A 9,988-nucleotide genomic window follows, 5' to 3' on the forward strand; every position below is an offset into this window, starting at 1 on the left:
CACTGAAATCTGGTAATGCAAGATCTAACAATATAACATCGAAATTGCCTTCTTTTATTGACTTCAATCCTTCTTTTCCATCACTTATAACGTCACATGCAATATCTTCTTGACTTTCAAGGCATAAACTAACCATATTTGCTATATCCTTGTTATCGTCTATCAACAACACTCTCATATTACGCACGTATCGCTTCCATCTCCGCTTGTTTTCCTTTTAGTGGTAGCATAAATTTTATTGCCGCGCCATCTCTATAAAACTTATCAAGCCAAATCTTCACAGCATGGGCGTCAATTATGCCACTACATATAACCAATCCAAGTCCACTACATGCATGTCTACGAGTGAGGCCATTTTCCCAAGATGTTAATTATTACTAAACCAAGCAAGCGAAGAATGACATTACTCAATTATTAAAATTCAGGAATGCCTTTACATATGCTTGTGCATTGAATTTGATATTGAAATTGCTGGATTCTATCAGATCTTTTTATTCCAAGCAACTCAAACAATTAATCAGAGGTTTTTTAGTCAGAGCCCAAGAAATATTTCGTCTTTGAAAGGACTTCCAGGAATAAAGCGAAAATCTCTAGGGTTCTAGGGTTCCTTATGCCCACCTTGGATTAAACCTTGGATTAAAGTCTTTATATTAAAATTCTTCCGGCTTTATAGTCAGGGTTCTTTCTTTCCATACACTTGTTATTCTATTGCAAGTGGAAAGAAGAATTACTTGGCAGCCTCATAAAGTCTCATAAAGTTGCCTTAAGAAACATCGTTATGATTTCTTCTGCGGCTTTGGATATTCAGGTATCAATCTAAAAGCACTTGCTTGAATATATCAAATATTTAAAGAAAGATTTTGGTAGGGGGTTAGCCAATACGATTTCCTATTCTGCACATACACTGTCTCCCGCTCCCTATCTAGATTCACTTCTCAATAGGTGATACTTTCACGGCCTATTAGAAATAGAATTTGTTTGTAGGAATTTGTGTGAGATTAAATTTAAGTACGATCTTTTGCCAAAGTCATTATGATAGCGGTAAAAAATATTGTAGAAGGTGTGAGGTCTATTATTATAATCAAGGTATATTCTGTCCTTGTTGCGGGATGGCATTAAGAAGGTCCCCAGCTGACAGAACAGGAAAGAAAGGTTGAGGCTATTAAGACATAAAAAAGAACAGACAGGTAATAATAATAATAATAATAATAATAATAATAATAATAATAATAATAATAAGACATCTACTTGATTGCTTTCCCAGGCTAAATATTTACGAGACATGTCGATAGTTCCAAGCTACATGGTGGTCGCTGACAAAAAGCGATTCTTATACAAGCTTATACCTAGTGTCTGTCCTGTGATCTATTTCCCACAAGGGCCCAGTTGTTTATTATCTACTGCATGTATATCATAATATGCAGCAGCACATATCACTACAGGCTACAACTATCCGGGTTTCTGATATCCATAATCTAAATGATTGTAGTCTGTCATTTACTTAACTATTAACTATCATGTTGTACATTTTCTGTCTGCACACCTTACATGTCAAGCAAACAGACTACGACTGGTTGGTTTGTGCTTCCCCGTAATTGTGGTCTGTTTGCTTGACTTTATTGCAAGGCTATGGGTGTAGTGGGTTCTAAGGTCATACATGGGCATACAGCAACAGCAGGGTGTTTATGTCCAACCGAAGAACTACAACTGGTCTATCATAACGTTAGCCGAGATTGTTGTAGTCTGTCAGTATATTGGCAGATATCTGTTTATCTTATATCTCCCTAATCTTCACTTTATCCTTATTAGAAAGCTTTTCATGATACCAATATGGATTATTCAAATTTATGCCAAACGGTGATGGATCTTGATCCAGGGATCCGGTATGTCGGTATCTGCGACGACAGCGGTGAAAATCTATATGGTGGGCAGCGAGATGGTGTAAAAGATTTGCTTACAAAAGAGGAAACAAGAGAAGCGAATATACAGACATGGGCTATATGGTCGGTACGTGGTCCGTTTACATCGAAAATTGGACGAGCAAAGTACACTGAAACAGAGTTTGAAAAAATTAAGCGAATTTCAATGCCCGTAGATGATAATTATCTACTGGTGGTAACAGCTGAAGTTAATGTAAATCACGATGACTTGATAAAAAAGATTCTTAATCTAACTCAATCGTAGCAAAACACAGTAAATAAAAGTATCGTTCTAATAACTAACCTTTTGTTAGTATGCATAATCAAGATTCCGTAGAGGACAAACATCAGAATGTTCATGGGATGGTCCTCTAGCTGTTATGTTCCCAGTATAATCGCCTGCAATTTCCAAGACATCATCAGAATCAGATATTTCTTTGAGCATTTTTAAGGTGAGTTTCTGATTTGTGACGAACAGCGTTCCATTCTCATAGACTCCAGGCACCATTCCTGTTCTCTCAAAGATGTATTTCTTTGCTGCCTCAGGATTTACTCCTCTCTTTGTAAAGACCTCAACCATATAGATTGGAGCAGCATCAGGATTCTTTTGCAATCTTCTCAGCAAATCATGAATCAAAGATGGATCTGATTTTGGAAAATAAGCGTGGTATAGTGTTTCTAATCCTGCATAAACCCTCTTGATTTCCTTAATTTGATTTTCTGATTCTGACATTATTAATCACTCACACATCCAGACCAAAAATAGGTCATGATAGAACGTTGCCAACTTTTTCCCCACTCGTATAACAAAACCCTTCCTTAAAAGATTTCAGATAATTAATTGCAGTTGAGACCAAAGCGTCGAATTCTTTCGATACACGTTGTTCTAATGAAGAGACAACAAAAGTTTAGCATACATCTATGATACTGTGAAGGCATATAGTTAAACACACGTAATTAAAACACATCTAGGGAAAGGCAGTGTAGGCTGTGAAGGCGTTACCAGGTATTAAAATGGTCGTTAAGCCAAATGTCGAATACTGGTTAATGAAAACAGAACTAATTTCCGTTCAATTCTCGCTTATTTAGTGAGGTTTCCCCATTTTCAGTCCATATTCTATGAGGGAAAATTCTCTATACTCTTCACTGCTTTCACTGCATTCACTATGACGTTACTAAGATATATTTTCCTTCTACCATAGTGAACTATCCCTTTTATACTCTGAAACATAAGGTCAAAAATTAGAGGTTATTAGACCTAAGACGTCGCCTGAAGTATATTTGCCTGTTATAATATAAAGGCTGAACATGTTTACATGTTCTCATCTTAACTGCTTTTACCTATTAACTGTAATAATTTTGATAACTTAAAGGGCTTCAATAATGTCTTGATATTACTACTGATGTTAATACTTATTGAGTTAATAATGTCCGAAGGTAGAGTAGTAGTAAAGATAAGTATCTGATCTGGTCTTTTATTAATAATCTGTTTGGCTAGCTCAATGAATGAAATATCTCTAAGGTGCGAATCTAAAATAACAATTAGATTAGGCAATTGATTAATATTTGTTATCCTATCAAACTCCTCAATACATTTACTTCCACTATCTGTTACTAATATGTTCTTGAAGCCCCTGGACCGTAGCCACATGCTGTAGACAGAGCGAAGCTCGGGGTTTGGTTCAGCAATGAGAATGTGTGTTTGAGACTTCATTTGAGAACTGGTTGACTCTGTAGCCCGTAGTGGCTGTGGTTCTACTATAAGTTTGTTTAATGTGGATGAAGTCATTATCGTGTGACCTGCCATATCTATAGTAATGCTATGGTTATCTAAGATCTTGTACTTGTGTTGATCAAATGGATGTTTATGTAATAATAAATCCAGATGCGGACATACGATAGTGACATGATGTTGTTTTTGTTGTTGTCGCCCTTGATTCTTATCATAGCGTATCCACTCTATATACGCATGATGCCACCAGCTTTCTACTAACTGGGATTGATCAAAATATTGGTTCTGAAACAGATTATCAGCGCAATCAGCAACGATAGTTACAGATTTATTATTATTTCTAAGTTCTAGCTCTTCCTGTATTTGTTTTTTAAGATTCTCAAATGGTGTCAGGTCTCCCTTTAATGCAGAATCATAGAATGGTTTTAGATTTACAATTAACAAATTTCTTTTGTATATATTCTCTTTGAAATCAACAATTTTAGATGAAATATTGGATAAGTGTAGCTGGTCATAGGCTTCAACAGAAGCATAGATGCAAAGCTGATTTTCGTTTAATCCTTTGTTAATGTAGTCTAGTGCGGCCTTATCACGTTCTAAAATGCTTTTATAAAGAAGCAAAGCATGTTTGCCACGGGAGGATGAATGGATATCGATCGACAACTACAGCTTACACCTCATAAGTATAGAGTAATGTTAATAAATATTCTATTTGATTTGTAGTGGACTAAGCATTAATAGGTTCAATTGGCCAAGGTTTGATTCTCGCGTTTTTACAGCTGCAGTAAATTTTTCTTATTGCATTGTGCTTGATGTCTGTCTGTTCTCTATAACATGATTGGATGTTCAGCAAATATTTAATAACTAGATCAAACAAATCACGGCAATTCAACATTAGGAGTTAAGAATTTTGTCCAGCACAAGACATTTGCTACACAGCAGCTCCTCAATTATTTCTTTTTCACTAAGAGTAGGCTCATCTTTATGAAAATCTTTTACCTCAATTATTCTGAGAAAAAATATCGTTTCTGTTTTTTCTACATCCATAATATGTCTGTATCAAACACATTTTACACTAAATTTTAATAATAGCTATAAAACTAGACTCTATCCTCATCACTTCGTTAGCTGTGTCTTAAAGCATTAATGATCAGTCGAGCTGCATCTTGATCTATACCAAATTTGTCAGCTAAATCACTAATTTTCATAGCCATCAATTGTTCAATTGGCAAGTTATGGCTAGCCAGTTGCTCCTTTAATCCATCAGGTAAATCAAGATTATCAACGGGTTCTGCATTGGGCTTGACCTTTGTTTTATTTTTGATATACTTGTTTATTACGCTAACCAAGTCTTTGGATGATATTGGTTTTTGTATCAGCTCATCTATCTTAATTGAAGGTAATACCTCATTTAACTCTTGGTCATCAATATCAAAAGCTGTCATAACAAATACATTAACTTCTGGTTTTATTTCCTTGACTTTTTTTGTAAACTCATATCCATTCATCTCTGGCATTCTGATGTCAGATATTACTAGACCATATTGTCTAGAATTTATTTGAAAATCTTGTAATGCCTTTTGAGGATTTGTAAAACCAAATACATTAAATCCTTGCCTTTTTAGCAGTTGTTCATTTGTTTCTACAATATCTGATTCATCATCTACTAATAATACAGTGTTAGAATTACCAAAAGGTGAGAATTCCAATATAATTTGTAGTATTATAATCTAAGCTTCTATATAGGAATTTATTGAATATTCTAAATGATTCTAAAAATTGTGATTAGAATATAAATAATTTTTAAATGTAATATCCAGGAACTTGGTTAAACTATTCATTATTTAGCATATCATGCTAAAATGTATCATTTCTATTAGACATTTAGCCATCTCTTATTATTGTTTAATTTGCTTGTTTGTCAAAAATACTATTTCTATATATTGAATTATGTGCAGATATTTCTTAAGTTAATATCCAGACAACTATGAATAAACAATCATATTTTTGGACTGCAACATAACTTATATGATAATCTAAAACATCAAAGCTGTCCAGTAGATAATGGCGGTGTAAATTTACTGGAAATAAGGTAACTTTGAATATAGAGAGGAACAAGCAATTACACGAGTCTTTCTTAATTTTCAAAGGTGCTCGATACAAAACTTGCTTATTACGTTAATCATAATTACCATCAGTCAGTATACAGCGCTAGACATTAAATGCTTTACCATATGATCATTCCTCAATAATGATAATAGAATATGCTAGTCACTAATGAGGATAAAAAGAAGAATAAAATCATTCATAACAACAAAGAGAGGCAATTGCTATGAATGAAGGAGGTGAAGGGTGTGAAGTCGTTACCAGGTATTAGGATGATTGTGTGGCCTACATATAGACTTCTGACTAAATTAAAAACTATCCATTTCCGGTTTTTTTGTTATCTAATAGTAACAAACTATACTATTATGGAGTACGAGAGCAGATGTTCCGTAAAACTACAGCAACAAACCAATTATTCTAAATCCAATTCTTCTCTTACTTTCTTTACCAAATCATCTATATCGACGGGTTTTGGAATAAAGCACTTTATATTCCCTAGGAGCTGGGACGGTGGCTCCCTCAAGCCCTCTTTATATATCTCAGATCCTGTCAGAAAACATACTTTTATCTTCTCATCTATTTTCCTTATCTCTTTACACAATTGGTATCCATCCATTTTAGGCATATTGATGTCAAGTATAGACAGAGCATAGAAATTAGGCTTGAAATTTGAGAGTGCAGATATAGGATCATTAAAAGCATCAACATTGAATCCTCCATCTTCCAAGCCCATGCTCAAAACTGATATGCTATCAGGTTCGTTGTCGACGAGAAATATTGTTGCAATATTCTTTTTGTTATTCAATTTTATCATTCCGTTATACTCTTAGTAGTAATTTGCTTATTGATTAGATGATGAATTCAATTCCTCATTTATTCGTATTACTAAATCGTCTATATCGACGGGTTTTGGAATAAAGCACTTTACGTCTTCTTCCTTATGTTCTGACGATGCTGTTAAGGAAGGTTGAAATTTATTTTTCAGCTCTTAAATGCTGTGACAAAGCACACCTTAACATTGTGATCTATCTTCCTTATTTCTCTGTATAACTCAAAGCCGTTCATATTTGGCATCTTGTAGTCAAGAAGAGCAAGATCATATAGACCACTTTTGAAATTTGATAATGCTTGTATAGGATCGTTGAATGTATCAACTTTGAAATCATTATCCTCAAGGCCCAGAGCAAAAATCAATGTGATATCAGGTTCATCATCTACTACCAATATTCTATTTTTGTTGTTCTTACTGTTACCGTTATCGCTTCTGTTGTTGCTGTTGTTCGTCTTCTGTCTATCTCCTAGTTTTGCTTCCGCTTGTCTTGTTCAGCCTCCTTACAAGGTATACTAAATGTAAAGGTAGCTCCTGTTATCAGTCCATCAGGCCCGTAGTTGTTTTCGGCCCATATCTTGCCCCCATGAGCTTCCACAATGCTTTTAGAGATAAACAGACCCAAGCCAGTACCTATTTCAGATTTAGCAGCAAATTTAGAAAACAATCTTGGAAATATCTCCGGATCTAAACCTTGACCCGTATCCTTTACACTAACCAAAGCCTTACTATCTCTCACTTCTTCAGTAACTTTTATGGTACCATTCTTGGTAAACTTAATAGCGTTATTTAATAGATTAGAAATAACCTGAGTTAAGCGGTTCCTATCTGCTTTTACTTCTATAGTCTGATCTTGTTCCTGCAATAACTTGATATCCTTGTTGCTTTTTTCAATTTCATTTTTGCAATCTTCAATAATATCTGATATCAATTTGCTGAGATTTACTCTTTCCACTTTCAGTTTTAGTAATTGAGTTTCAATCCTTGTAACATCTAGTATATCACTGGTCAGCCTTTGAAGCCTATTTGCATTTCTAGCTATTGCCTCAATCATTCCATCTCTTTTATCGGGGTGTCGCTGTATTAATTTGGAATACCCTAGTATAGCTTGAGTAGGAGTCTTCATTTCATGACTTGCGATATTAATAAACTCTTGCTGCATTTTATCATGGATTTTTAATCGCTCATTAGCACCAGCCAGCGAATCATTTGCTGCCTTTAGTTCCAGAGTTCTTGTATTAACTACATTCTCCAATCTCTTATTCCATGAGAAGACCAAGAAGGCTATAACAACTGCTACTGTTCCTATTACTGCTATTATTAAAATAGTAAAATATCTTTGTTGATCAATCAAAGCACTCACGTCGGTAGCAAGGTTCTGCTGTGCACTGATATAGAGTGTGAGAAAATAGTGGCCGTTAACTAACACTGGATCATATGATATAGTGCTCATTTTCCCATTGACAAGGATATCTTCTGAACCAGAAGAGCCTTGTAATGATGTTTTTATTAGATCATTTAATAAGATCATAGATTGGGTTGGGCGTAGAAGAGTAGAAAGAGCAGACTGGAATTTCTTCCCAAAGACATTTTCACCTACATATTGTTGAGGATTTGTATAAAGAATTAAGCCATTTCTGTCCAGCAATCCTATAGTACTATTAAACTGAGGGAATAATTGATTTCTTAGGAGGTTACCCAAGGTATAAGCATTAATTCCTGCAACAACTACGCCTTTGAATATTCCAGTGGTACCATTGACTATGGGATATGATATATACAGCCTTGGGACTTTATCATTTGAATCTATCAGGCTGCTATAATATACCGTGTGTGTATCCCTAGGCACAGTAAAATACGGTCTGTAACTTAAATCAGTTCCTCTATATTTGTGGTATGTAGATTGGTTCATGTTGCTGAGCCACACAATTTTTCCTTGGCTGTCAAGCCACATGTAAAAGTTAGTAAGTTCGCTAGTAGAATTCTGTCTAGAATTAAAGAGGACAAATGCTGACTTTTGATATTGATTATTCTGTATGAGAGGTGAGGGAGTAAGTGTTTGCAGGAGAGCGCTAACAGTTTGTAATTGTTTTGCTAATATTTGTGTAAGATCGTGTACCTCTATTTTTACATTTGATCTGACTTCCTGCGAAGCAATGTCAACTATTTTGTTAGAACTGACAATAGAATATTGATAGGAAAATATTGACAGCACTAATGCGATACCTACTATAACAGCTACTGTGACAATGTTAGTTCTAGGACTGTGCTCTTTATCTTGCATTATATGCACTTTCTTCCCTCTTCGATAAATGACCTCACTATATCAGTTTACCACACGATGGACAATAACATCCTTTACAAGTAATGCAATATGTAGAAAAAGGGTTGGTTCCTTCAAATCTTTTGGTGATAAGATCATGCTCATGTATCAATTTATTTTTTCAGATTGTACCATCATCTTATATACATCGTTTGCATCTTTTTTTATATTGTTAGATTTTGCATTTGCAGATTCATGCAAAATTTCTCTCACTATATTTTACAGCAATTATTTTGTATAAAGGTATTACTAGGTACATCTGTGCCACTATGCCCCACATTGTGGGACATAATGATTTCTTCCTATCCATTTATTTATTCAGATTGCAGTAATTTCTTTATTGCTTGAATCAAATCCTCTGTCTCAATTGATTTTCTTAGGAAGGAATCTTGCTTATATTACCCTAATCCCTGTTCTCTTCTAATTTCTTCGTGAAAATATTCAGTAGCTGTTAAGAAGCACATCTTGACCTTGCTATCAATCCTTATGATTTTTTGGTACAAAACAAATCCATCAGTTACAATATCCTAATATCTATATCACCAGGTCGTACAAACCTTTTCTAAAATATTTGTAAGCTAACACGGGATCATTATAGGATTCTGTTTTAAATCCATTTTGTTCTGATACTGATTGCAACTCAATGATTACATCTGACTCGTCATCTATTATCAAAATTCTTTTTTTGTTTCATATGATTACATCTGACTCGTCATCTATTATCAAAATTCTTTTTTTGTTTCATATCTCATGCCGACTTGGATGAACTATTGCGTGTGAATTCGGGACTATATGCTCGTTATCTAGAATCCCATTTATCAATTTCGCTATTACCAAAACGGTCGCTGGGTTTTGATATTCGTTTATACATCATCTGCAGAAATAAGGTCCTCTGATGCTATATTAACTAGTAAGAAATGCTATTGATTGCTCATTGAGAGTGAAAATAACTTATTACCCAATAGCAGCGAGTTTGGTATATCCTGTGAGAGTGACGAAGTGAACTAATCCTTATAGATATTACCTCCAGACATGATATCAGACTCTTTGCCTTACATTGTATCCCACATTGTGGTCGT

Annotated in this window: 9 protein-coding genes; 1 reads left to right on the plus strand and 8 read right to left on the minus strand. The window is 34.6% G+C overall.

Translation table 11 applies throughout. The features are described from left to right. Window positions 1–178, minus strand: a 178-nt coding sequence (locus DYY65_RS13060; RefSeq protein ID WP_370519347.1) for a response regulator, incomplete at its 3' end; no start/stop codon positions are given. 1,652 nt (window positions 179–1,830) lie between these two features. Here DYY65_RS13060 and DYY65_RS09515 point away from each other — a divergent pair. Then, window positions 1,831–2,184 (plus strand): DUF6659 family protein, encoded by a 354-nt coding sequence (locus DYY65_RS09515; RefSeq protein WP_162477728.1) that lies wholly within the window; start codon window positions 1,831–1,833, stop codon window positions 2,182–2,184. Between the two features lie 45 nt (window positions 2,185–2,229). Here DYY65_RS09515 and DYY65_RS09520 read toward each other — a convergent pair whose 3' ends face one another. The 7 genes from DYY65_RS09520 to DYY65_RS09550 all read right to left on the minus strand — a co-directional run bounded on the left by DYY65_RS09520 (window position 2,230) and on the right by DYY65_RS09550 (window position 8,870). After that, window positions 2,230–2,652: a hypothetical protein gene (locus DYY65_RS09520; protein ID WP_162477729.1), complete on the minus strand. Its 423-nt coding sequence runs from the start codon at window positions 2,650–2,652 to the stop codon at window positions 2,230–2,232. A gap of 594 nt (window positions 2,653–3,246) precedes the next feature. Next, a complete protein-coding gene (locus DYY65_RS09525; RefSeq protein WP_162477730.1) occupies window positions 3,247–4,314 on the minus strand; it encodes a hypothetical protein in 1,068 nt (355 codons plus the stop codon). A 231-nt stretch (window positions 4,315–4,545) separates the two neighbouring features. Next, entirely contained in the window at window positions 4,546–4,698 is a 153-nt protein-coding gene (locus tag DYY65_RS12555; protein WP_162477731.1) for a hypothetical protein, read from the minus strand. Between the two features lie 77 nt (window positions 4,699–4,775). Beyond that, the gene (locus DYY65_RS09535; protein WP_162477732.1) at window positions 4,776–5,360 is read right to left on the minus strand and encodes a response regulator; all 585 of its coding nucleotides are present in this window, start codon (window positions 5,358–5,360) and stop codon (window positions 4,776–4,778) included. A gap of 809 nt (window positions 5,361–6,169) precedes the next feature. Next, the gene (locus DYY65_RS09540; RefSeq protein ID WP_162477733.1) at window positions 6,170–6,571 is read right to left on the minus strand and encodes a response regulator; all 402 of its coding nucleotides are present in this window, start codon (window positions 6,569–6,571) and stop codon (window positions 6,170–6,172) included. A 167-nt stretch (window positions 6,572–6,738) separates the two neighbouring features. Continuing rightward, entirely contained in the window at window positions 6,739–6,981 is a 243-nt protein-coding gene (locus DYY65_RS09545; protein ID WP_162477734.1) for a response regulator, read from the minus strand. A gap of 74 nt (window positions 6,982–7,055) precedes the next feature. After that, the gene (locus tag DYY65_RS09550; RefSeq protein ID WP_162477735.1) at window positions 7,056–8,870 is read right to left on the minus strand and encodes a sensor histidine kinase; all 1,815 of its coding nucleotides are present in this window, start codon (window positions 8,868–8,870) and stop codon (window positions 7,056–7,058) included. Window positions 8,871–9,988: the final 1,118 nt, after the last annotated feature.

Source organism: Nitrososphaera sp. AFS, assembly GCF_009898475.1.
Lineage (GTDB): Archaea > Thermoproteota > Nitrososphaeria > Nitrososphaerales > Nitrososphaeraceae > Nitrosopolaris.

Excerpts from the sequence above, each read along its gene's own strand:
- DYY65_RS09540 (WP_162477733.1), bottom strand. The coding sequence starts at position 6,571 with ATGATAAAATTGAATAACAAAAAGAATATTGCAACAATATTTCTCGTC.
- DYY65_RS09515 (WP_162477728.1), top strand. The coding sequence starts at position 1,831 with ATGGATTATTCAAATTTATGCCAAACGGTGATGGATCTTGATCCAGGG.
- DYY65_RS09520 (WP_162477729.1), bottom strand. The coding sequence starts at position 2,652 with ATGTCAGAATCAGAAAATCAAATTAAGGAAATCAAGAGGGTTTATGCA.
- DYY65_RS12555 (WP_162477731.1), bottom strand. The coding sequence starts at position 4,698 with ATGGATGTAGAAAAAACAGAAACGATATTTTTTCTCAGAATAATTGAG.
- DYY65_RS09550 (WP_162477735.1), bottom strand. The coding sequence starts at position 8,870 with ATGCAAGATAAAGAGCACAGTCCTAGAACTAACATTGTCACAGTAGCT.